Below are 23310 nucleotides of genomic sequence, written 5' to 3'. Positions count from 1 at the left end.
TGTCGGCGGGCCCGTGGATGCCACGCACGCCAGCCCATCACAAGAAGGCAAGGAGACCATGAACACCCCCACTCGACACCGCGACGCCGGCCGCCGGCGCCTGACCCTGCTGGCCCTGGCCGGTTGCACCCTGGCGCAGGCCCAGGGCCAGGCCAATCCGCCGCCAGCCGACAAGGTGGCCGAAAAGCCTGCCGACAAGCTGGCGGACAAGCTGGCCGACAGGGGCCGGGCCGCTGACACCCCCGCCGTGGAAACGCTCACCATCACCGCATCGCGCCGCGCCGAGCCGCTGAAGACCGCGCCGGTCTCGGCCACGGTGCTGAGCGGCGACGACCTGGCCCGCGCCGGCGTGGCCGTGCTCGAGCAGCTTCAGTTCGCCACGCCCTCGGTGGCGGCCAACAACTACGGCCAGGGTCTGAACGTGACCATCCGTGGCATCGGCAAGGCCGAGACCAACACCCAGACCACCACCGGCGTGATCACCTACCGCGACGGCGTGGCCACCTCTCCGGGCTACTTCAGCTCGGAGCCCTACTACGACATCGCCTCGGTGCAGATCCTGCGCGGCCCGCAGGGCACCTTTGGCGGACAGAACGCCACCGGCGGCGCCGTCCTGGTTGATTCCAACGACCCGGTCATCCAGGGCGGCGTGCACGGCTATGTGCTGGGCCAGCTTGGCAACTACCGTGACCTGGCCGCCCAGGGCGCGGTCAACCTGCCGCTGGGCAGCGAGCTGGCGGCGCGAGTGGCCTTCAACAGCCAGCGCCGCGACAGCTTCTGGACCGTCACCGGCCCGCATGCGAGCCATCCGGGGCGCCTGCGCTCCAGCAGCGCGCGCCTGGGCCTGCTGTGGAAGCCGTCGCCGGCCCTGTCGGCGCTGCTCAAGACGGACATCCACCACATCGACATGGGCGGGTATCCGGCCGACCCGGTGAGCGCCACCCAGGACCCGTTCACCATCGGCGCCAATGCCGAGCAGATGGCGCGCGACCGTTTTGCGCGCACCGTGCTGAAGCTCGAGTACCGCTTCGACGACGGCAGCCGCCTGCGCGCAGTGACCGGCTACCAGACCGGCAACACGGCCTACGCCGGTGACCTGGACGGCACCGCGTTCGCGAACAACCGCTTCTTCGACTCAACCGACGAACGCAGCCACTCGCAGGAGCTCAACCTGATCTCGGCCGATGGCGGTGACCGCACCTGGGTGCTGGGGGCCTATGTCAATCGGCAGTCGTTCAAGGTGGCGCCAGGCAACCTGGTGATCGGCACGCCGGCGGGCAACCCGGCCACCGAGTACAGCTTTCATGGCGACACGCCGCGCCGCACGCAGGCGGTGTTTGGCCAACTGGGCCAGCAGCTGAGCCCGGAGCTCAAGCTGGTGGTCGAGGGGCGCTACTCGGTGACGCACCATGCGCTGAACCTCGACATCCTGCAGTACGGCCTGCCACTGTCGCAGCGCCAGACGGTCGACTTCAAAGGCTTCCCGGGCAAGGCGGCGCTGAACTGGACGATCAACGATCAGCACTTCGTGTACGGCTTCGTTGCCAGCGCGAACCGGCCCGGCGGCCTGAACGTGCCGGTGGGCCTGGGGCAGGCCAGCCCGTTCGAGGCCGAGAAGGTGCTGTCGGCCGAGCTGGGCTGGAAGGCCAGCTGGCTGGGCGGGCGACTGAACGCGCAGACCTCGGTGTTCTACAACCACTACAAGAACTTCCAGGTCACCATCGGCAACCCGACACTGCCGGTGTTCGGGGTCGAGGTCAACACGCCGCGGCCCACCCGCATCCACGGCCTCGAGCAGCAGATCCAGGCACGCCTGGGCCAGGGCTGGTCGGCGCGCATGAACCTCGGCTGGCTGCGCAGCGCGCTGGGCCAGTTCTATGCCACCGATCCGCGCGCGCCGGCCGTCAGCCGGTGTGATCCGCTGCAGGGCCCGGCCAGCACCAGTTGCATCCACCTCGCCGGTCGGCAGCAGACCTATGCGCCCGAGTTCACCTTCAACCTGGGGCTCGAGCGCCGGATGCAGGTTGGCGACACGGTGCTCACGCCGAGGCTGCTGTGGGCCCACGTCGGCCCGCAGTGGGCCACCTTGTTTGCCGACGCGGCGCGGGGCGACCGCTTGGGCAGCCGCAGCTTGCTCGGCGCGCAGATCGACCTCGAGCAGGGTGAGTGGATGGCCAGCCTCTACGGCAGCAACCTGACCGACGAGCGCTATGTGGCGGCCATCAGCTCCGGCCTGCGTTTCGCCGGGGCGCCCCGCCAGTACGGCTTGCGCGTGACCCGCTTCTTCTGATCACCGCCGCAGCCGCCCGCACGTTGCCAACCCTTCCATGCCCGCAGCCACCCAGCCCGAGACCGCCACCATGACCGTCAGACCCATCCACGCCTTGCTGACCCTCTGCCTGCCGGCCGCCATGCTGCTGGCCACCACGGGGTGCGCCAGCCTCCACGTGCCGACGCCACCCCAGCCACCACGCGGCTGTGCCGAGATGGCCTCGCACAGCGTCGACGCCGACCGCATCGGCCTGCCCACCCGCGGCGCGCGGGTCACCACCGCCACCGCGGTGGCAGCCTCAGGCAGCGGCGCCGCGCTGCGGCCAGCGCACTGCCTGGTGGCCGGTGAGATCGGGCCGGTCGATCCGGCGGCGCCACCCATCCGGTTTCAGTTGGCCCTGCCCGACGCGTGGAACGGCAAAGCGCTGATGTTCGGCGGCGGCGGACTCAATGGCACCGTTCCCAATGTGCTGGGCAATGTGTCGGCCGGCCCGGTGGACAAGCCCTTGCCGATGGCGCGCGGCTACGCCACCTTCGGCAGCGACTCGGGCCACCAGGCCAATGCGCTGGGCAGCCTGGATGCGTCGTTCGGCCTGAACGACGAGGCGCTGGCCAACTATGCCGGCGACGCACTGAAGAAGACCCGCGACGTGGCCATTGCCCTGATCGCCCATCGTTACGGGCGGCCACCGGTGCGGGCCTATTTCAGCGGCGGTTCGACGGGCGGGCGCGAAGCCATCCAGGCCGTGCAGCGCTGGCCGGCCGACTGGGATGGCGCGATCGCCTGGTACCCGGCCAGCGCCGGCATGGTGAGCATCCTCGGTGGCCACCGCATGAACCGCGCGCTGGCCCAGCCCGGTGCCTACCCCAATGCAGCCAAGCGCGACGCGCTGCTGCGGGCCGCGTTGCAGGCCTGTGACGGCCTGGACGGCGCGCTCGACGGCCTGATCAGCCACCAGGACCGCTGCAATGCGGTGTTCGATCCCGCCACGGCCCGGCTGGGCGATCAGGCGCTGCGTTGTGCGGACGGTGCCGACACGGGCGACCACTGCCTGTCCGACGTCCAGATCACGGCCATGAAGGTGATCAACACGCCCACCCGTCTGGACTACCTTGCCAGCGGCGAGCACCAGCACCCCGGCTACAACATCTGGGGCGCCGACACCGGCATCCACACCCGCACCCACGCGGTGCAGCCCATCGTCAATTTCCTGGCGTTCAACAAGTCGGCGCCCGGCCGGCCCATGCCGGCCGACGCGCCCTACATCAGCATCTACCTGGACCAGTGGGTCCGCTTTCACGTCACCCGCGACCCCAGCTACGACGCGCTGTCGCTCGACCCCGAGAACCCGGGCGCCTGGGCCGCGCGCATCGGCCTGCTGAGCGCCAGTCTGGACAACCGCCGCGACCTGTCGGCCTTTGCCGCCAAGGGCGGCAAGCTGCTGCTGGCCCACGGCCTGAACGATGTGCTGGTGAGCAGCCGTTCTACACGCGCGCTCTACAACGTCTGGCTGGCACAGATGGGGGCCGGGCCGCTGCGCAGCTTTGTGCGCTACTACGAGGTGCCGGGCTACAACCATGCCGTCAGCAGTGTGTTCAACGCCACCTGGGACTCGCTCAGTGCACTCGAGCAATGGGTTGAGCAGGGACATGCACCCGAGCGGCAGGTGACCACCGACACCGTGGGCGTGCCCGGCCGAACCCGCCCGCTGTGCGACTACCCGCTGTGGCCCAGGTACCGCGGCAGCGGCGATCTGAACGCTGCCGAGTCGTTCACCTGCAGCAGCCATTGAGCGAAGATGAAGTCCGTCACTGTCATCGGCGCCGGCCTGATGGGGCATGGCATCGCCCAGGTGTTTGCCACGGCCGGCCATGCCGTGGTGCTGAGCGATCCCGACCTGGGCGCGCGCGCTGCCGCCCTGGCGCGCGTGGCGGCCAACCTGCGCGACGAAGGGCGCGAGCCCGGCCCGGTGATGGCGCGCATCTCGCTCGAGGCCGGGCTCGAGGAGGCAGTGGCGCACGCCGACCTGGTCATCGAGGCCGTGCCCGAGCGGCTTGCGCTGAAGCAGCAGCTGTTCACCCGCATGGCCGAGGCCGCGCCGGGCCACGCCATCCTGGCCAGCAACACCTCGGTGATCCCGATCACGCGCATCGGCGAAGGCCTGGCCGGCAGCGCACGCGCCCGCCTGCTGGGCATGCATTGGTGGAACCCGCCGCACCTGATTCCGCTGGTGGAACTGGTGCGCACGCCGCACACCGATGCGGCAGTGTTCGAGGCGGCCTTTGAATGGCTGGCCGCCATTGGCAAGCTGCCGGTCAAGGTGCATCACGATGTGCCCGGCTTCATCGGCAACCGGCTGCAGCACGCACTGTGGCGCGAGGCCATCGGCCTGGTCGAGGACGGCGTCTGCGATGCCGAGGCCATCGACCTGGTGGTCAAGAACAGCTTTGGCTTGCGCCTCCCGGTGCTGGGCCCGATGGAGAACGCCGATCTGGTGGGCCTGGACCTGACCCGTGCGGTGCATCGCTATCTGTTTCCGTCGCTGCGGGCCACGCCGCAGGCCTCGCCGCTGCTGGACCGGCTGATCGACGATGGCCACCTCGGCATGCAGACGGGGCAGGGCCTGCGGCTCTGGCGTGATGGCGAAGCCGAAGCCCTGCGGCGCCGGCTCGCGGCCCATCTTCAAGCCCCGCTCGCCGCAGCCCCCCGTGATCCGCACACATGGGAAGGGGGTTGCCAGTGTTGATGGATCACATCGCTGGCGGCCCGGCGGCGGGGCCTGCTCTGCTAACCTCGGCGGCCTTCTGAATGCATCGCCGCCCATGGAGTCCGCCGAACAGATTGCCGCCGACCTGGTGGATCTCTTGCACCAGGGGGCCCTGGCGGACGAGTTCGGCGCCCGCCTGCTGGCTGCCGAGGCCCTGCCCGGATCGAACAGCAAGACGGCGCTGATCGAGCGTGTGCGCATGGCCATGGCCGTGCGCAACCGGCTGGAGCTGCTGCAGCAGCGCGAGCAGGGGCTGCTGGCCATCGTCGAGTCGGCGCAAGACCTGTCCAGCCGGCTCGACCTGGACGAACTGCTGCGCACCATCGTGCGCCGTGCGCGGGCCCTGCTGGGTGGCGACATGGCCTGGCTGTCGATCCTGGACGGCGCGCAGGGCGTGTTCCGCGTGGTGGTGGCCGAAGGTTCGCTGGCGCCCGGCACGGCAGCCATGGTGGTGGGCCGCGAGCGCGGGGTGGTCAGCGTGGTGATGTCCACGCGCCAGGCCTTCACCACGCCCGACTACCTGCACGACCGCCGCTTCACCCACGATGTCGGGCTCGACAGCGTGTTTCGCGACGAGGGCATCGTGGCCCTGGCCGGCGTGCCGCTGATCTGGGCCGACGAGGTCATCGGCCTGCTGTTCGTGGCCGACCGCTACCCGCGCGTGCACACGGCCCACAACCTGGCCATCCTGAGCACCCTGGCCACGCACGCCGCGGTGGCGCTGAAGAACGCGCGCGACTTCGGCCGTGTGCAGGCCGCGCTGTGCCAGGCCGACGCCGCACGCGCCGCGCTGGAGCAGCATGCGCGCGACGTGCAGGCCGCAGCCGATGCCCACGAGGAAATGACCTCGCTGCTGGCGCGCGGCGCCTCGCTGGCCACGCTGTGCCAGTCGGTGGCCCAGCGCCTGGGCGGCAGCGTGCTGGTGCTCGACGAGGCCGCCCAGGTGCTGAGCCGCGGCACGGCCGAGGGCTATGGCGGCAGCGGCGCCGCGCGCTACGCGCCGCACGACCAGCGCAGCGCGGCCATGGCCGAGGCCCTGCGCCAGGCGCGCCGCATCGGCCGCTCGGTGCCGGCCTATCAGGACGATGGCGAGCATTGCCGCGTGATGCCCGTCATCGGCGGCGACGGCATGCTGGGCGCGCTGGCGCTGTTTCATGCCGGTGCGCTGTCGGAGCTGGCGGTGCGCACGCTCGAGCGCAGCTCCAGCGTGGTGGGCATCGTGCTGCTGTCGCAGGAGCGGCGCGAGGCCGCGCAAAGCCGCGACACCGCGGCGCTGCTGCGCGCCCTGTTGTCACCGCGCCAGGACGACCTGGCGGCCATGGCCGACCGTGCCGCGCACCTGGGCCTCGACCTGGGCCAGCCGCTGTCGCTGCTGCTGCTCGAGCTGGACGCGCCGGGCAGTGCCTATGCGGCGCGCCGCCTGCGGCCCATGGGCGCGCTCGAGCGCTGCCTGGTCGAAGACATCGACGGCCTGCTGGTCGTGCTGTGCGGCGCACCGCGGGCCGACGGCGTGCGCCAGGCGGTGGCCGGCTGGGCTCGCCGCGAGGCCGGTGCCGGGCACCGCGGGGTGTTCTCGCGCCCGATGAGCAACCCGGCCGCGCTGCCGGGCGTGTTTGCCACGCTGCGGCGGTCCCTGGGGGTGCTGCAGCGGCTGGGGGTGCAGGGCCAGGTGGTGGGCCAGAACGAGCTGGCGCTGTACTCCACGCTGTTCGAGACCCAGGACCCGTCCAGCCTGGACCAGTTTCTGCACGCCACCATCGGCCCGCTGCTCGAGCACGACCGCAAGCGCCGCTCCGGCCTGGCCGACACCCTGCTGTGTTATTTCGACTGCAACCAGAACGCCAAGACCACGGCGCAACGGCTGAACATCCACGCCAACACCGTGCGCCAGCGGCTGGCCACCGTGGAAGACCTGTTGGGCCATTGGGGCCAGGCGATGCGCGCGCTCGAGATCCACATCGCGCTGCGCCTGTGGAGCCTGCGCACCGAGCCGGTGGCACCCGGACACACCGGCCACACCAGCCCGGTGTGAGCCGGGCACATGGCGGCGCAGCCGCGATGTGCCAACACTGCGGCTCCAGGCGCCACCTCACAAGGCGCTCCTGGAGACGCCATGTACCCCCTTGCCCCGATGCGCCAACGCGCACTGGTTCTTGCCACCGCGCTGCCCTTGATGGCCTGCGGTGGCGCCGACGGTGAATCGGCCGCCGCGCCCGCGGCCGGGCCGGCCGCCGCCCGGCCGCTGGGCTGCGAGCAGCTGGTCGGCCTGGGCATCCCGGCCAGCGTGATCGGGCTGCCCACCTCGGGGGGCAGCGTGCTCTCGGCCGTGGTGGTGCCGGCCGCCGGTGCCGGCGCCAACCTGGTGCCCGAGCATTGCCTGGTGACGGCCAGCATCGCGCCGCTGGACAAGAGCGCGCCCGACATCAGCCTGCGCATTGCGCTGCCGGCGCAATGGAACAACAAGCTGATGATGCTGGGCGGTGGCGGCTTCAACGGCAGCATTCCCAATGTCACGGGCAATGTGCCGGCCGGCCCGGTTGACCAGCCCCGGCCGATTGCGCGCGGGTATGCCGTGCTGGCCAGCAATGGCGGCCACGCTGCCGGCGCGCTGGGTTCGCTCGACGGCAGCTTTTTGCTCAACGAGGAGTCGCTGCGCAACTGGGCCGGCGAGGCACTGAAGAAGACCCGCGACGCGGCCCTGCATGTGATCAAGGCACGCTACGCGGCCGACAGCGTGGCGCAGGCCTACTTTGCCGGCGGCTCGACCGGCGGCCGCGAGGCCCTGGAAGTGGCCACGCGCTGGCCGGCCGACTGGGACGGCATCATTGCCTGGTACCCGGCCTGGAAGCAGCTGTCGGCCATGCTGGCCGGCCACCGCGCCAGCCGCGCGCTGTCGCAACCCGGCGCCTACCCGAACCAGGCCAAGCGCCTGCTGCTGCTCAACGTCGCGCTGGCCGCCTGCGACGCGCTCGATGGCCTGAGCGATGGCGTGGTCAGCGACCAGAGCCGCTGCAACGACCGCTTCGACCCCGCCACCGCCAGCCTCAACGGCACGCCGCTGCGCTGCGCCGGCGGCGTGGACAGCGGCGACTTCTGCCTGTCTGACCTCCAGATCAGCACCCTCAAGGCCATGAACAGCGCCACGCGCTTCAACTTCCCGCTGGCCAGCGGCGAAACCTCGTACCCGGGCTACAACCTGTGGGGCTCCGATCTGGGCATCGCCGGCAGCAATGCCATGCAGCCGGTCATCACCTTCCTCAACCTCGGCACCGAGCCGCCGGCCCACCCGATGCCCACCGGTGCGCCCTATGTGGCGCGGCAGACCGATGCGCTGATCCGCTACGCCATCACGCGCGACCTGCAGTACAACCCGCTGTCGCTGGACCCCGAGAACCCCGGCGCCTGGGGCTCGCGGATCAGCGAGCTGTCCACGCTGCTCGATGTGCCGGTGAACCTGGACGCCTTTGCCGCCCGCGGCGGCAAGCTGCTGCTGGCGCACGGCGTGGCCGATGTGCTGGTCAGTGCGCGTGGCAGCGCCGAGTACTACCAGCGCCTGCAGGCGCGCATGACGCCGGGCGAGGTGCACCGCTTTGCCCGCTACTACGAGGCGCCCGGCTACGGCCATGCGCTGAGCAGCCAGTTCAACGTGGCCTGGGACTCGCTGACCACGCTGGAGAACTGGGTGGAGAAGAAGACCGCGCCACCGCCCCAGACCATGGCCGACACCGCCACCGGCACGGCCACCCGCACCCGGCCGCTGTGCGAGTACCCGCGCTGGCCGCGCTACGGCGGCAGCGGCGATGTCAACCTGGCCACCTCGTTCAGCTGCGTGACGCACTGACCCGGCCTGCGGCAGCGGGCCACGCCGGGTGCTGGCCGGGCGCGCTCAGGGTGCAGGTTCCGGCGCAGTTTCCGGCGCGGTCTGCGGGGTCATCGCTGCGCCCGGGGCCGCCGTGCCCGGGCGCACCAGCACATCGCTCACCCCGGCCAGCGCGGCCCAGGGCAGCAGCTCGCCCGGGGCCGCGGTGGCGGCCTGCGCAAAGGCGGCCACGGCCGATTGCCAGGTGGCGGCGTTGCCGCACAGGTGCACGGTGAGGCGGTGGCCCTGGTGCAGCAGCCGCACCGTGGCCAGTGGCCAGTGCGGCGGCAGGCAGGGCTGCAGCAGCAGGCCGTCGTGGCGGGCAGTGACGCCCAGCAGCGACTCCTGCGCCGCGCGCATCAGCCAGCCCGCCGAGCCGGTGTACCAGCTCCAGCCGCCGCGGCCCTGGTAGGGCGGCTGGGTGTAGATGTCGCCCGCCATCACATAGGGCTCGAGCGCATAGGCCTCGGCCTGCCGCGGCTGCTGCCAGCGGTGCGCCGGGCTCATCAGCCGAAAGGCGGCCCAGGCCGCGCCGGCCTGGCCCAGCTGGGCCCAGGCCATCAGGGCCCACACGGCGGCATGGTTGTACTGGCCGCCGTTCTCGCGCACGCCGGGTGGATAGGCCTGGATGTAGCCGGCGCTCGGCCGCGCATGCTGCAGCGGCGGGTCGAGCAGGCGCAGCACGCCGGCACGCTCGTCCAGCAGCAGGGCCTCGGCGCTGGCCATGGCCTGGCGCGCGCGCTCGGGCTGGCCGGCACCCGACAGCACGGCCCAGGCCTGGGCGATCAGGTCGATGCGGCACTCGGCATTGGCGGCGCTGCCCAGCGGCGAGCCGTCGTCGAAGAAGCCGCGGCAGTACCAGCGCCCGTCCCAGGCCTGGGCTTCGAGCGCCCGCACCCAGCCGGCGCGGGCGGCACGCCAGGTGCCGGCACGGGCCTGGTCGCCGCGGGCCTCGGCCAGCGGCAGCATGGCATCGACCACGCGGCACAGAAACCAGGCCAGCCACACCGATTCACCGCGCCCGCCATGGCCCACGCGGTTCATGCCGTCGTTCCAGTCGCCGGTGCCCATCAGCGGCAGGCCGTGCGCGCCGATGCGCAGGCTGTGGTCGATGGCGCGCGCGGCATGCTCGTAGACCGACGCCGTGGCCAGGCTGGCGCGCGGGGTCTCGTACAAATCTTCCTGGCCGGCGGGCACCGGCGCGCCGTCCAGGAAGGGCAGGGCCTCGTCCAGCAGCGCGTGATCGCCGCTGCGCTCGACGTACAGCGCGCAGGCCAGCGGCAGCCACAGCAGGTCGTCGCTGAAATGGGTGCGCACGCCGGCACCGCCGGGCTGGTGCCACCAGTGCTGCACGTCGCCCTCGGCAAACTGGCGCGTGGCATGCAGGCGGATCTGCGCGGCCAGCAGCGCCGGCTCACGCGAGACCAGCGACATCGCGTCCTGCAGCTGGTCGCGAAAGCCGAAGGCGCCGCCGGCCTGGTAGAAGCCGGCGCGGGCCCACAGGCGCGACACCAGGGTCTGGTAGGGCAGCCAGTGGTTGACCAGCGCGTCGAAGGCCGGGTCGGGCGTGGCCACCTGCACCGCGCCCAGGCGCGCCGGCCATTGCGCGCGCTGTGCCGCCAGGCGCTCGGTGGGGGCAACGGCCCAGGCGCTGGCGGCCAGCGCGCGGGCCGCGTCGGCGGTGCCGGCATGGCCCAGCAGCACGCACACGGCGCGCTCGCTGCCGGGGCTCAGGGCCAGCACCACGCCCAGCGCGGCGCAGGGGTCGAGCCCCAGGCCCTGGCGCCGGCCCAGGCGGCGCGGCAGCATGGCGCGGCCGGCGCCGTTGCTGAACTCGCGGCGGTCGCAGGTCCAGTCGTCGGCGTCGGCGTCCTGGGGTGCATGGCCCGGGGCGTCGCAGCGCAGGGCCAGAAAGGCGGTGCTGCCGCCGGCCTGGCCAGCGTCGCTGCCGCTGCCCAGGGGGTCGAGCTGGGTGGCCAGCAGCGCGCTCACCTCGCGTGGGCGCGGCAGGCCCTCGCCGCCCGCCTGGCTGGCAAAGCGGTGCCGTTGCGTGGCCACCGACAGGCGGTCTGCCCGCTGCGCGCCCAGCTGCCACTCGGCCGTGGCCACCAGGCGCACGCGGCGTGGCGCGGCGCCGGCCGGCAGGCGCAGCACGGCCAGCCACTGCTTGACAGCGGCCTGCACGTCGACACACCAGCTCAGCGCCACCTCGATGCCGGCCACGCGCTGCTGCATGGCGCAAAAGCCCAGGCCATGGCGCACGCGGCGCGGGCCCTCGTCGGCCGCGCCCAGGCCCTGGCCCAGGGGCCAGACCTGGCCGCTGTCCAGATCGTGCAGCAGCAGCTGCTCGGACGGCGGATCGCACAGCGCATCGTTCGACCAGCCGGTGAGCTGCTGCATGCGGCTGTTGCCGGCCCAGGTGAAGCCGGCGCCCATCTCCGAGACCAGGCAGCCGAAGCCCTCGTTGGCCAGCACATTGACCCACGGCCGGGCCGGATGCCGCTGCAGCGAGACCTCGAAGCCGGCATCGCTCAGCGGCCCCTGGAACTGCAGCTCGGGCGCGGGCACCGGGGTGCGCGGCGCGGCGGCCTGCAGCGGCCAGGCGGCGGCCACCGGCAGCGCCTGGCCGGCCAGGCGGTCGAGCCGGGCGATGCGGTGCTCGTCGAGCTCGCGTTCCAGCTGCTGGGCCAGCGAGCGGCCATCGGCCAGCAGGCGCACCCGCGCCAGCACCTGCAGGGTGTGGCGCTCATCGGGCCCCAGCAGGGCCAGCGGCAGCACATGCATCTCGCCGCGCGCCGCGCCGGCGCCGGCGGCCGGATGCTGCTGCTGCTGCTGCAGGCGCTCGCGCAGCATCTGCAGCTGGTGCTGCACCGGCGACAGGTACGAGGCCGGCTCGGCGTTCAGCACCACCAGGTCGACGCCCAGGCCGGCGGCGTTCCACAGCCACAGCGCCTTCTTGAGCGTCTGCACCAGGGCCAGGCCCAGCTCGGCGGTGATGGTCACCAGCACGATCGGCCGCTCGCCCGACAGGCCGTGGCGCCACAGCAGGCGGCGCTCGCAGCGCAGCGTGCTGCCGCTGCGCGATGGCGGCGGCGGATCGCGCGTGACCAGGGCCGTGACCAGGGTGTTCAGCCGCAGCAGTGCGGCCCAGCTGTCGGCGTCGAACTGCAGCTCGCGCAGGCGGATGCCGGCCATGGTGTGCGACATGCCCGAGCTGCGCTCGGCCTGGCCGCTCTGGCGGTAGCGGTCGACCAGGGTCTCCAGCGGCTCGAGCTCGCGTGCCGCGGCGGTGCAGAAGGTGATGCGCTGCTCCTGGCCCGGCTGCACCTGCAGCACCACGCGCAGCGAGGCCACCGGGTCGAGCCCGGTGTCCAGCGGCCGGCCGGGCAGGCGCAGGGCCGGGGCGCTGCCGACGGCGGCTTCGCCGGCATCGGCTTGGCCGGCATCTGCTTGACCGGCATCTGCTTCAGCCGCGTCGGCCGGCTCGTCGAGCCAGCTCACGCCGCCATCGCCCAGCCACTGGCCGCTGCGGCCATGGCGGCCGAGCACGCGGCGGCGGTCGGCCAGCGGCTGCACCGGCAGCGTGGCGGCCGCGCCCCAGGCCAGAAAGTGGGCGGCCAGCACCGGCTGCTCGTCGGGCAGGCGCGGCTGGCGGGCCAGGTACAGGGCCTGGTTGTCGGCGTCCCAGCTGGCGCGCACAAACAGGTTGGCAAAGGCCGGGTGGGCCTCGTCGGCGCGCTGCGGTGCCAGCACCAGCTCGGCATGGCTGGCCAGGGTCAGTGCCACCGGCGTGTCGCCACGGGCGATCAGCGTCACCTCGCGCAGCTCGCAATCGTCTTCGGGGCTCACCCACACCGTGGTGCGGGCCAGCAGGTCGGGCCATTCGGCCTCGAACACGCTGCGGTCGGCCAGGTGGCGGCAGCGGTACAGCGCGGCCGCATCGGGCGCCGGATGGGCGCTCAGCGACACCCAGGGCTGCGGCGGCTGGCCGGCCGCAGCGTCGCGCCGGATCATCATGAACTGGCCCAGCGCATCACCGGGCAGATCGTCGCGCCAGCGGCTCAGCGCCAGGCCCTGCCACAGCGACTGGCCGGCGCCATGGCTGCGCAGCACCACGGCATGGCGGCCATTGGTCAGCAACTGGGTGCTGGGCAGCGGCTCGGCCAGCGGCATCACCTCGGCCACCAGGCGGGTGCCGCGCTGGCGCCGCGGCGCAGGCGCGGGCACCGGGGCGCGCAGCGCCGGCACCTCGCGTGGCGCGCGTTCGTGCAGCAGCGAGCGGGTGGCGCGCAGCACCGGATCGTCGGCCGCCCAGCGCCGCGGCAGGCCGTCGAGCAGCTGATCGGCAATGGCCACCAGCGCCATGCCCTGGTGGTGGGCCATGAAGGTGTGCACCGGCACGAAGGGGCTGCCGTCCACCTGCCGCTGCGGCGTGTAGTCCAGCGCCTCGATGAAGCCGTAGGCGCCGCGCGCCCCCAGCGCCTGCAGCGCGCGCAGGTTGGCCACCGCGGCACGCGGCGCCACCAGCACCGCCATGGCCGAGGCATAGGGCGCCAGCACGCGCTCGTCGGCCGGGGCGCGGCGCAGCGCCAGTGCCGGCACGCCCTGCGGGCCGTACTGATAGGCCAGCGTGTGGTCCTGGCCGGCGATGGCCGATTCGGAGATGCCCCAGGGCGTGCCGTGCTCGCGCGCCTCGAGCTGCTGCGCCTGCACCGCGCTGCGCGTGGCCTGGTGCAGCACGCTGCCCGGCGGCTCGTCGAGCAGCAGCGAGGGCATCAGGTACTCGAACATCGAGCCCGACCACGACTTGAGGCCCACGCCGCGGCCCCAGGCAAAAAACGGCCGCCCCAGCGCCGCCCAGTGGGCCGGCGGTACATCGCCCTTGCCGATGGCCAGCAGGCTGGTCAGGCGCGCCTCGCTGGCCAGCAGGTCGTAGTGGCTGTCGTCGAGCTGCTGGGCCTCGACCCGGTAGCCGATGTGCAGCAGCTTGCGCTGCGGGTCGTACAGCGCGGCAAAGTCGGGTGCCAGGGCCAGCGCGCGGCAGCGCCGGCCCAGCGCGCGCCAGGCCTGCGCGTCGGCGCCCACATGGCGGCCATCGGGCACGGCGTCGCGCAGCAGCGAGGCCACCAGGGCCACATGGTCGTGCAGCTGGCGCAGCATCGATTCGTCGTGCGGGCCGGCCCGGCCCTGGCCTTGGCCTTGCCCCAGGGCATCGAGCTGCAGGCGGGCGCGCTGCACCAGCGCATGCAGCGTGCCCTGCGGGTCGGCGGCGTCGGCGGCGTCGGCCGGGTTCCAGCGCAGCGCCACCAGCTCGGCGACGTCGCGCAGCGTGGGCGCGCCGGCCAGCACCGGCTGCAGCGCACGCAGCCGGCGCTGTGATTGGGCCAGCAGCTGCGCGGCGCGGCCGGGGTCGGGCAGGGTGGCGGCCAGGCGCTCGCAGGCCGCGGCCACGGCCAGCAGGTGGCCGGCGCAGTTGCCGCTGTCCACGGTGGACACATAGGCCGGCGGCAGCACGGCCAGGCTGCGCGTGTCGTACCAGTTGTAGAAGTGGCCCTGCCAGCGCGGCAGGCGCTCCAGCGTGTCCAGCGTGGCAGCCAGGCGCTCGGCCAGGTCGGCCCGGCCGATGAAGCCCAGCGCCTGCGCGCAGGCCGCGCTGAGCAGGTACATGCCGATGTTGGTGGGCGAGGTGCGGTGGGCCACGATCTCGCGCGGCTGCTGCTGCACGTTGTCGGGCGGCAGAAAGTGGTCGTCGGTGCCCACGTGGTGGGCATAGAAGCGCCAGGTGTCGCGGGCCACGCCGCGCAGCCAGTCGCGCTCGCGCAGGTCCAGGCGCTCGCGTCGCGGCAGCGGCCGCGGCACGCTGGCCCACCAGGTCCACACCGGGCTGGCGGCCCACAGCGCCACCAGCAGCGCGGTGGCCAGCGGCATGGCCAGGCGGCCGGCCGCGGCCAGGGCCAGCGCGCCGGCGCCCAGGGCCAGGGCCAGCACCACCGGCCGGCGGTGCTGGCGCAGCAGCGCTGGCAGCGTGCTGCGGGCGGCGGCCTGGGCCGCGGCGGCGGTGGTCCACTGCAGCAGGCCGCGGCGGCTGAAGGCCTGGCGCCACAGCGCACGCAGCACGGCATCGGCATGCAGCCAGGCCAGCGACACCAGCTGCGCCAGGTGCCAGGCCGCCAGCCCGGCCACGCGCAGCAGCTCGGCGCCGGCGCGGCGAAAGAACAATGGCAGCGCGATGTCGTCGCGGCTGGGCGCCAGCCCGGCCAGCGCCCCCAGCAGCGGCCCGGCGCAGAAGGCGGCGGCCACGCTGGCCAATGTCCAGCCCAGCGGCAGCACGCTGGTGGCCAGCACCAGCAGCAGCAGCGCCAGCGACATCGGCGCCACCAGCGAGCGGCGCAGGTTGTCGATGATCTTCCAGCGGCTGATCGCGGCCATCGGCCAGCGCCCCGGACGCAGCACAAAGGGCAGCAGCTGCCAGTCGCCGCGTGTCCAGCGGTGCAGGCGCGAGGCGGCCACGTCGGCATGGCCGGGCGCGTCTTCCACCACCGTGATGTCGCTCACCGCGGCGCAGCGCGCCAGCGCGCCTTCGAGCAGGTCGTGGCTCAGCACCTGGCCCTGGGGCAGGCGCTGGCCCAGCGTCCAGTGCAGGGCCATCACGTTGAGCAGGCCCTTGCCGCTGAAGCTGCCCTCGCCAAACAGGTCTTGATAGACCTCGGAGCTGGCGGCGCTGTAGGGGTCGATGCCGCACTCGCCCGAAAACAGCGCGTGGTACCAGGTCGAGGCCTCGGGCGGCGGCAGCGGCGTGACCACGCGCGGCTGCAGGATGCCGTAGCCGCTGACCACGCGGCGCTGGCGCATGTCGACCCGCGGGCGGTTCAGCGGGTGCAGGGCCACGCCCATCAGCTCGAGCAGGCGGCCGGGCGGCAGGTCGGTGTCGGCGTCCAGGCTCAGCAGGTGGCGGGTGCCGGGATGCGGGCGCGAGATCGCCCCCAGGTCGACAAAGGGCGCGCCGGCATCGGCCGGTGCCGCCAGCAGCTGCACCAGCTGCTCGATCTTGCCGCGCTTGCGCTCCCAGCCGATCCAGCGCTGCTCGGTCTCGCTCCACTGGCGCGGCCGGTGCAGCAGCAAGAAGCGCGGCGGCTCGCCGGGCGGCGCCGGCTGGCGCGCATTGAGCTGCTGCACGGCCTGCGCGGCCTGGCCCAGCAGCGCGGCATCAGCCGGCTGCTCGGCCTGGTCGGCATCGGCCCAGTCGCTGAGCAGCGCGAACTGCACATGGCGCTGCGGATTGGCCACCGCATGCTGCAGCAGCTGCTGGCTCAGGCCGTCGATGCCATGGCCGCTGGTGAGCAGGCAGGGCATCACCACCAGCACCCGCTCGTCGGCGGGCAGGCCATCGGCCAGTGCCAGCCGTGGCAGGCGCATCGGCCGGGCCGACTCGCTGATCAGGCGGTTGACCACGGCCACCACCGCCTCGCCCACCGGCCCCAGCAGCAGCAGGGTGCACAGCACCAGCAGCCACAGCGGGGCCTCGGCGCTGGCCTGGTGGCGCATCAGCCAGGCGGTGGCCAGCGCGGCCAGCGCCGCCATGCCGCCCAGGTAGACCGTGGTGCGCAGGCGCATCGGCGCCGTGGGTGGCGTGGGCGCGGCATCGGCCGGGGCGGCGCCCAGGCCCAGTGCGCGCAGCAGCTCGGGCCGTCCGGGGCCGTGCCACCAGTAGCGCGGCGCGGCGGCCGGGGCGGTGCGGTCGGTGTGGCGCTCGGTCAGTGCCAGCAGCGCACGCGCCACCTCGGTCTCGCCATGGCCGCTGCGGCGGGCCAGCTTCTCGACGGCGTGCAGGGTGGCGTCCTGGGTGTCCTCGCGCTCGGCGCTGAACACCGGCGACTGCGCCAGCGTCTGCATCAGCGGGCTGGTGGCCAGCACGATGCGGCGCCAGTCGAGCCGGTCGAGCTGGCGCAGCGTGGTGATGGCGTTGCGGATGCTCTGGTGGTCTTCGGTGGCCAGGCTTTGCTGGGCGGCCAGTGCCGCAGCGGGGTCGGGCAGGCGCAGGCTCAGCCAGGCCGACAGCGCGCGGGCCTGGGCCTGCGGCAGCTCGTCCTCGCGCTGCTGCAGCTGCAGCAAGAAGGCACTGTCGACGCCACGCGCGGTCAGGCGCTCGGCCAGCGCGTCCAGCGGCGCCAGCTGGCGGGTGGCGTCGGGCTGGTCGATCCAGCGGTGCGCGGCGTCGCGCGCCAGCTCGAGCATGGCGGTGCGTTCGGCCAGGCGGCGCAGGTTCTCCAGCATCACCACGCGCAGCGTGGTGGGCAGGGCCCACAGCTCGGCCAGCGTGAGCGGCCGCACCGATTGATAAGCCGACAGATACGCGGACAGCAGGCCTTCGTCGAGGCCGCTGTCGGTGTGCGCCACCCAGGCCCAGGCCACGCCATAGACCCGCGGCAGGCCGGCCAGCGGCTCGTCGCGCAGGCGCGGCAGCCGGCGGTAGAAGCCGGGTGACAGGCCCTGGCGGATCAGGTGCAGCTGCTCGTCGACCAGGGCCGCGTTGTCAAGCAGCCAGTGCGCCGCCGGGCCCAGGTGCTGGCCCTCGAGCACATGGCGCTCGAGCACCGCCCGGGCCTGCTGCAGCAACGCGATGTTGGAGGCCAGGCGCGGAAAGAAGTCGCCCGCCTGGCGGCCGGCCACCACCTCGTGCGTGGCGGCCAGGCTGCGGCCATGCTGCTCGAAGCGGGCGCGGCCGAAGATCACCGCGCGCACCGGGTTTTCGCTGGGTGCCGGGGCCTTGCCCAGCAAGGTGGCGAGATCGGCGTCGAGCTGCGCGGCCAGCGGGCTGCCGAGCGGGGGGGTGGCAGGCGGCGCCATGCGCGCGCCCGCTCAGCTGCTGGCCAGCGCGATGAGCACCGCCGCCACGGCCAGCGTGGTGACGAAGCGCGGCGCCACCCAGCCATGCATGTCGGTGGCCAGGCGGTTCAGGCCGAACAGGCGGCCCTGGGCCTGGCGGCATTGCTGCAGGTGGCGGCCCAGGCTGCGCACATGGTCCTTGAGGGCCGGCGGCAGCTCGGTGAGGGGGCGCTCGGGGTAGCGCTCGGGGTAGGGCAGGGAGGCGGTGCGGAGCATGGCGTGGATTCCGGTCAGGGCTGCGAGGAGGCCAGGGTGGCGGGGCCGGCGGCCACGCTGTCGAGCAGGGCCGCGGCATGGGCCTCGGGCACCAGGCTGGGCTGCAGCGTGGCCAGCACCAGACTGGCCGCGCTGACGAGCAGGTAGATGGCGGTGTTGCAGCGTCTCATGGCGGCTCCCTGGGCTTGCGGCGGCCACCGTGGCCGCGTTGAAGCCACTGTAGAAAAACGCCGCGCCGCGGGCAGCAGGACGCCGGCAGATGCCGCTGTGGGGCTTGTCCTACGACTGCGGCGCGGCGCCCGCCTGCTGCAGCAGCTGCTCGGCCAGCGCGCGCAGCGCAGCCCGCTGGGCCTGCACCAGGCCGGCGGGCGTGGCCTGCGGCCAGGGCTGGCGGATCAGCACGGTGCCGCTGCTGATGCTGGTGACGCTGGGGACGCTGGGGACGTTCGGGAGGTTCGCCAGGCCGGGGGTGGCCGCGGTGGGTGCGATGGGCCCGATGGGCACGACTGGTGCGCCTGGTGCGCCTGGTGCGACCGGTGCGATCGGCCCGCTGGCGCCCGGTGCCAGCAGCGTCCAGCGTGCGCGCAGCTGCACCTGGGCCAGCGGCAGCGAGGCTTCCCAGTCGTCGATCTGCACACGCAGCGTGGGCACCGGCGGGGTGGGGCCGTCCCACACCGGCGCCTGGCGCAGCTCGGCCAGGTCGGCCGCCAGCACCCGCGGCAAGGCATCGCGCAGCGGCTCGCTCCAGCGCAGGCCCTGCCAGGCCACCCACTGGCCTGGCGCCACGGCCACCAGCACTGCCTCGCGCTCGAGCGCGGCGGGCAAGGTCACCGGCCGCTGCAGGCGCCATGGTGTGGCGGCGGCGGCCGGGGGCATGCCGGCGGTGGAGCCTGCGTTCTGCCCACCCGCGGCCAGCGTGGGCAGGTGCAGCCAGGGCGGCGCCGGCGGCGGGCTGGCGCAACCGGCCAGCGTGACCAGGGCCGCCAGCGCGCAGCCCATCAGCCACGGCGACCAAGCCTGGGGCACCGCAGCCGCAGCCGCGTTGGCGTTTGCGCCGGTTTTGGTGTTGGCGTGGCAAGCGGTGAGGGTGGGTGTCGGCGCGGGTGTCATGGGGTGCCTTGTTCGCGCGGGCGGCCGCGCAGCAGTGCGTCGGGGTGGCGCTCGAGCAGGTCGGCCAGCTCGCCCAGGCTGCGCGAGGCACGCGACACATCGTTGAGCGTGCGCGACAGGTCCTGGGCCAGCGGCGCATCCGGCTGGGTGTGGCTGCGCAGGCCGGCGGCGGCCAGGGCCAGCTCGTCGGCCGTGCGCTGCAGCGCCTGCAGCAGCGGGGCCTGCGGATCGGCCAGCGCCGCCACCCGGTCGGCGCCACTGCCCACACGCTGCGCGCTGTCGCCCACCCGGTCGGCGGCCTGGCCCAGGCGGGCCAGTGCGGCGCGGGTGTCGTGCAGCGTGGCCTGCAGCTCGCGGGCCGCGGGGTCGGTGCGGCGCGCCAGCGTGGCGCTCACCTGCCGCAGGTCGGCGCTGATGCGCTGCAGGTTGGCCACCGATTCGCGCAGCGCCGGGCCCGACACCAGATCGCGCACCGCGCGCGCGGTGCCGCTCACATCGTCGGCCAGGGCGCGCACGTCCAGGCTTTCAAGCTGGGCCTTGAGGTTCTGGATGGTGGTCGAGGTGGTTGGAATCTCGATCACCGGCGTGCTGCCGGGCGCGCGGTGGCGGATGCCCGGCTTGTCGGGGCGCAGGTCGAGGTCGACATACTGCTGGCCGGTGAGCAGGCTTTGCAGCGACAGCTGCGCCGACAGGCCGCGCGCCACCATGTCGGCCAGGGTCAGCGCGCGGCGCTCGCGCGTGCCGTTGGCATGCACGGTGGTGATGCCGTCGCGGTCGAGCTCCACCCGCACGGGGATGGTGAACTGGTCGGTGGGCGCCTCGTGCTGCAGGCCGATGGCGCTGACCGCGCCCAGGCGCACGCCGCGAAACATCACCGGCGCGCCCACCTGCAGGCCGTAGATCGAGCCCTGAAAGTACAGCACCGCCTGCTCCTTGCGCGCAAACAGCCGCCCGCCGGTGGCCACCAGCACGCCGGCCGCCACCAGCGCCAGGCCGACCACCACGAACAGGCCGATCAGCGTGGCATTGCCGCGCCGGTTCATGGCGCGGCTCCGCGGGCGGCATCCGGCGCGGCGGGCGCCGGTGACGGCCTGGCCCCGACACGCCCGCGCAGAAAGTCGCGCACCACGGCCGGGCCGTGGTCGCGCAGCGCCTGCGGTGCGTCGGGCGGCAGCATGGTCCGGGTTTGGGAATCGAGAAACAGCGCCCGGTCGGCCACCGCGAAGATGCTGTCGAGCTCGTGCGTCACCAGCACGATGCTGGTGCCCTGGCGCTCGCGCAGCGACAGCAGCAGCGCATCCAGCTGGGCCGAGGTGGGCGGGTCGAGGCCGGCCGAGGGTTCGTCGAGAAACAGCAGCGGCGGGTCGAGGGCCAGTGCGCGGGCGATGGCCGCGCGCTTGCGCATGCCGCCGCTCAGCGCCGCGGGGTCGAGCTCGAAGGCGTCGGCCAGGCCCACATCGGCCAGGTGCGATTGCGCGCGCTCGGCGCGCTGGCGGGGGCTCATGCTGGTGAACATCTCCATCGGCAGCATCACGTTCTCGCCCACGGTCATCGAGCTCCACAGCGCACCGGCCTGGAACATCACGCCAAAGCCGCGGCGCAGCTGCACCAGCGCGTCCGCGCTGGCGCGGTGCAGATCGACCCCGCGGTGGCAGATGCGGCCGGCCGCCGGCACCTGCAGGCCCACCAGGTGGCGCAGCAGCGTGCTCTTGCCGCAGCCGCTGCCGCCCATGATCACCAGCACCTCGGCGGGGTGGATGTCGAAGCTGAGCGCACGCTGCAGCACGCGCGTGCCAGCGCACAGCGTGAGGCCCCGCACCTGCACCAGCGGCCCGGGCGCGCCGCTCACCAGGACAGCCTTTGCAGCAGCACGGTGAGTACCGAGGCCGCGGCCACGATCCACACGATGCCGCGCACCACCGCCAGCGTGGTGGCCTGGCCCACCGCCTGCGCGCTGCGGCCCGAGGCCAGGCCCTGGTGGCAGCCGGCCAGGCCCACCAGCAGCGCATACACGCTGCCCTTGCCCAGGCCCACCAGCAGATGGCCCAGGCTCAGCGCCTGGGCGCTGCGGGCCAGGAAGTCGGCCGACAGGATGCCGAACACGCTGACCGCGATCAGCCAGCCGGCGGCCATGCCCACCACGGCGCCGATGGCGGTGAGCAGCGGAGCGATCAGGGTCAGCGCCAGCACGCGCGGCAAGACCAGGTGGTCGATCGGGTCGATGCCCATCACGCGCAGCGCGTCGATCTCGTCATTGGCCTGCATGGCGCCCAGCTGGGCGGCAAAGGCCGCGCCAACGCGGCCCGACAGGATCACGCCGGTCATCAGCGCGGCGATCTCGCGCACCACGCCCACGCTCACCAGATCGGCGATGAAGGACTGGGCGCCAAAGCGCTGCAGCTGCGCCGCGCCCATGTAGGCCAGGATCAGCCCGACCAGGCCGCACACCAGGGCCACGATGGGCACGCTGCGCGGGCCGGTCTGGTCAAGCTGCAGCAGCAGGTCGGCGCGGCGCATCTGGGCGCGGCCGCGCAGCAACCGGCCCAGCGCCTGCAGCACGCTGCCCAGAAAGTGCAGCGTGCCGGCCATGCGCCGGCCACTGCGCAGCACGCGCTCGCCGGTGGCATGCAGGCCGGCGTGCGCCGCACCGGGCATCATCAGCCGCGCACCTCGAGGCGGTTTTCGACGCTGCTGACGCCCTTCACGCTGGCCGCCAGGCTGGTGGCGCGCTCGCGCGCCGTGGTGCTGGGCGCGGTGCCGCTGAGCATCACCCGGCCGTTGCGTGTGTCGACGTCGATCTTCAGCGCGCTGAGGTTGGGGTCCTTGGCCAGCTCGGCATTCACCGCGGCGGTGATCAGGGCATCGGCGCCGGCATCGGCCACCTTGCTGGCGGCGTTGTCCAGCGCACCGGCCGCCTTGTCGGCCGAGCGCTCGACGGCGGCCTTGGCCTCGGCGCTTTCCTGCTTGATCTCGCTGGCGGCCTTGTCGGTGGCGGCCTCGGTCTTGGCGATGGCGGCATCCACCTGCTGGCCGGCGGTGCGGTTGTCGTCGCGGCTGCAGGCGCTGAGCACCAGCGCCGCGATCGCGGCCACGAGCAGGGTGCTGGAACGGGAGGTGGGCGTGCGGTTCATGCGGTTCATGGTGAGGGTCCTTTCGATCGGTGGAGGGTCGCGGCCGCCTGGGCCGTGGGGTGTTGGGGGGCCGGGGTCGATGGACCCTGCGGCAGCCGCCGGATCCATGGCCGCAAGCCTAGGCGGGGCGCAACGCGGCAGGTGTCGGTGCCGGCAGGCGCGGCCTGTCGGACAGCGCCTACCGCTGGCGTCGGCCGATGCCGGGTTCTGCCCCCGGGGCCGGCCGGGGCGCTGGCGGGCGGCCGGGCCTGCTCCTACACTGGATCGCAAGGGCCCGGCCATGGCAGCCGGGCATCGACCCACATCGATCGGCCGCCGCGGCCACACCGGCCGCAGACCGCGAAGGAACCCGCTCCATGATCCGAATCGTCATCGTCGATGACCACGCCATCGTCCGCGCCGGCTTGCGCCAGTTTTTCTCCACCCAGGTGGATCTGCGTGTCACCGGCGAGGCCGCCACCGGCCGCGAGGCGCTCGACCTGGTGCGCCGCGGCGATCTGGATGTGGTGCTGATGGACCTGAGCATGCCCGACCAGAGCGGTGTCGATGCGCTGGCCGCGATCAAGGCCCGCGAGCCCGAGCTGCCGGTGCTGATCCTCAGCGGCTACCCCGAGACGCACTACGCCACCACGCTGCTGCGCCAGGGCGCCAGCGGCTACCTGAACAAGGAGTGCGACCCCGAGGAGATCGTCAAGGCCATCCGCACCGTGGTGCGCGGGCGCAAGTACATCACCCCGGCGGTGGCCGAGCTGCTGGCCGACGGCCTGGGCGCCGACAGCGACAAGCCGCCGCACGAGCTGCTGTCCGAGCGCGAGTTCCAGGTCTTTCTGCGCCTGGCCAAGGGCGAGACCATCAGCCACATGGCCGACAGCATGGCGCTGTCGGTCAAGACGGTCAGCACCTACCGCACCCGCGTGATGGAGAAGATGAAGCTGGCCACCAACAGCGACCTGACCTACTACGCGCTGAAGAACGGCCTGATCCAGTAGGCCGGCGCGCCGCGGCGCAGGCGCCGCCTGCCAATGTCAAACGGGGCCCGCGGGCCCCGTTTGACATGGCGCCGGCCCGG

Annotated in this window: 14 protein-coding genes; 6 read left to right on the top strand and 8 right to left on the bottom strand. The window is 73.3% G+C overall.

The genetic code is table 11. The features are described 5' to 3' along the window. Window positions 1-58 precede the first annotated feature (58 nt). The 5 genes from N4G63_RS07730 to N4G63_RS07710 all read left to right on the top strand — a co-directional run bounded on the left by N4G63_RS07730 (window position 59) and on the right by N4G63_RS07710 (window position 8880). Complete coding sequence (locus N4G63_RS07730) at window positions 59-2290, top strand: TonB-dependent receptor (protein WP_314599541.1); 2232 nt, start codon at window positions 59-61, stop codon at window positions 2288-2290. A gap of 70 nt (window positions 2291-2360) precedes the next feature. Beyond that, window positions 2361-4064 carry a tannase/feruloyl esterase family alpha/beta hydrolase gene (locus N4G63_RS07725; protein WP_260787763.1) on the top strand — a complete coding sequence of 568 codons (1704 nt, stop codon included), beginning with the start codon at window positions 2361-2363 and terminating at the stop codon, window positions 4062-4064. A 6-nt stretch (window positions 4065-4070) separates the two neighbouring features. Continuing rightward, the gene (locus N4G63_RS07720) at window positions 4071-5018 is read left to right on the top strand and encodes a 3-hydroxyacyl-CoA dehydrogenase family protein (protein WP_260787762.1); all 948 of its coding nucleotides are present in this window, start codon (window positions 4071-4073) and stop codon (window positions 5016-5018) included. Between the two features lie 76 nt (window positions 5019-5094). Beyond that, window positions 5095-7071: a helix-turn-helix domain-containing protein gene (locus N4G63_RS07715; RefSeq protein WP_260787761.1), complete on the top strand. Its 1977-nt coding sequence runs from the start codon at window positions 5095-5097 to the stop codon at window positions 7069-7071. An 81-nt stretch (window positions 7072-7152) separates the two neighbouring features. Then, window positions 7153-8880 (top strand): tannase/feruloyl esterase family alpha/beta hydrolase, encoded by a 1728-nt coding sequence (locus N4G63_RS07710; protein WP_314599540.1) that lies wholly within the window; start codon window positions 7153-7155, stop codon window positions 8878-8880. 45 nt (window positions 8881-8925) lie between these two features. On the opposite strand, the gene N4G63_RS07705 is transcribed toward N4G63_RS07710, so the two are convergent. The 8 genes from N4G63_RS07705 to N4G63_RS07670 form a co-directional block, all read right to left on the bottom strand. Continuing rightward, the gene (locus tag N4G63_RS07705) at window positions 8926-17745 is read right to left on the bottom strand and encodes a GH36-type glycosyl hydrolase domain-containing protein (RefSeq protein WP_314599539.1); all 8820 of its coding nucleotides are present in this window, start codon (window positions 17743-17745) and stop codon (window positions 8926-8928) included. Window positions 17746-17757: 12 nt separating this feature from the next. Then, entirely contained in the window at window positions 17758-18000 is a 243-nt protein-coding gene (locus N4G63_RS07700; protein WP_314599538.1) for a hypothetical protein, read from the bottom strand. Window positions 18001-18014: 14 nt separating this feature from the next. After that, window positions 18015-18170, bottom strand: coding sequence for a hypothetical protein (locus tag N4G63_RS07695; protein ID WP_260787753.1), 156 nt, complete (start codon window positions 18168-18170; stop codon window positions 18015-18017). Between the two features lie 109 nt (window positions 18171-18279). Then, the gene (locus tag N4G63_RS07690) at window positions 18280-19026 is read right to left on the bottom strand and encodes a PqiC family protein (RefSeq protein WP_314599537.1); all 747 of its coding nucleotides are present in this window, start codon (window positions 19024-19026) and stop codon (window positions 18280-18282) included. Between the two features lie 80 nt (window positions 19027-19106). Continuing rightward, window positions 19107-20153: an MlaD family protein gene (locus N4G63_RS07685; RefSeq protein WP_314599536.1), complete on the bottom strand. Its 1047-nt coding sequence runs from the start codon at window positions 20151-20153 to the stop codon at window positions 19107-19109. Beyond that, complete coding sequence (locus N4G63_RS07680) at window positions 20150-20959, bottom strand: ABC transporter ATP-binding protein (protein WP_260787750.1); 810 nt, start codon at window positions 20957-20959, stop codon at window positions 20150-20152. The genes N4G63_RS07685 and N4G63_RS07680 overlap by 4 nt, the downstream gene beginning before the upstream one ends. Then, window positions 20956-21768, bottom strand: a complete 813-nt coding sequence (locus N4G63_RS07675) for an MlaE family ABC transporter permease (RefSeq protein WP_260787749.1) — start codon at window positions 21766-21768, stop codon at window positions 20956-20958. The genes N4G63_RS07680 and N4G63_RS07675 overlap by 4 nt, the downstream gene beginning before the upstream one ends. Continuing rightward, entirely contained in the window at window positions 21768-22250 is a 483-nt protein-coding gene (locus tag N4G63_RS07670) for a BON domain-containing protein (RefSeq protein ID WP_260787748.1), read from the bottom strand. Before N4G63_RS07670 ends, N4G63_RS07675 begins: the two co-directional genes overlap by 1 nt. 347 nt (window positions 22251-22597) lie before the next feature. On the opposite strand from N4G63_RS07670, the gene N4G63_RS07665 reads away from it, so the two are divergent. Continuing rightward, the gene (locus N4G63_RS07665; RefSeq protein ID WP_260787747.1) at window positions 22598-23230 is read left to right on the top strand and encodes a response regulator; all 633 of its coding nucleotides are present in this window, start codon (window positions 22598-22600) and stop codon (window positions 23228-23230) included. The last annotated feature ends 80 nt before the right edge of the window (window positions 23231-23310 follow it).

Origin of the sequence: Aquabacterium sp. OR-4 (genome assembly GCF_025290835.2) — a bacterium.
Taxonomy (GTDB): Bacteria; Pseudomonadota; Gammaproteobacteria; order Burkholderiales; family Burkholderiaceae_C; genus Pseudaquabacterium.
The sequence above is the reverse complement of the archived record's forward strand: the minus strand, read 5'-3'. Positions and strand labels throughout refer to the sequence as shown.

Coding starts and splice junctions, on each gene's coding strand:
- N4G63_RS07730 (WP_314599541.1), top strand. CDS start 59: ATGAACACCCCCACTCGACACCGCGACGCCGGCCGCCGGCGCCTGACC.
- N4G63_RS07725 (WP_260787763.1), top strand. CDS start 2,361: ATGACCGTCAGACCCATCCACGCCTTGCTGACCCTCTGCCTGCCGGCC.
- N4G63_RS07720 (WP_260787762.1), top strand. CDS start 4,071: ATGAAGTCCGTCACTGTCATCGGCGCCGGCCTGATGGGGCATGGCATC.
- N4G63_RS07715 (WP_260787761.1), top strand. CDS start 5,095: ATGGAGTCCGCCGAACAGATTGCCGCCGACCTGGTGGATCTCTTGCAC.
- N4G63_RS07710 (WP_314599540.1), top strand. CDS start 7,153: ATGTACCCCCTTGCCCCGATGCGCCAACGCGCACTGGTTCTTGCCACC.
- N4G63_RS07705 (WP_314599539.1), bottom strand. CDS start 17,745: ATGGCGCCGCCTGCCACCCCCCCGCTCGGCAGCCCGCTGGCCGCGCAG.
- N4G63_RS07700 (WP_314599538.1), bottom strand. CDS start 18,000: ATGCTCCGCACCGCCTCCCTGCCCTACCCCGAGCGCTACCCCGAGCGC.
- N4G63_RS07695 (WP_260787753.1), bottom strand. CDS start 18,170: ATGAGACGCTGCAACACCGCCATCTACCTGCTCGTCAGCGCGGCCAGT.
- N4G63_RS07685 (WP_314599536.1), bottom strand. CDS start 20,153: ATGAACCGGCGCGGCAATGCCACGCTGATCGGCCTGTTCGTGGTGGTC.
- N4G63_RS07675 (WP_260787749.1), bottom strand. CDS start 21,768: ATGATGCCCGGTGCGGCGCACGCCGGCCTGCATGCCACCGGCGAGCGC.
- N4G63_RS07670 (WP_260787748.1), bottom strand. CDS start 22,250: ATGAACCGCATGAACCGCACGCCCACCTCCCGTTCCAGCACCCTGCTC.
- N4G63_RS07665 (WP_260787747.1), top strand. CDS start 22,598: ATGATCCGAATCGTCATCGTCGATGACCACGCCATCGTCCGCGCCGGC.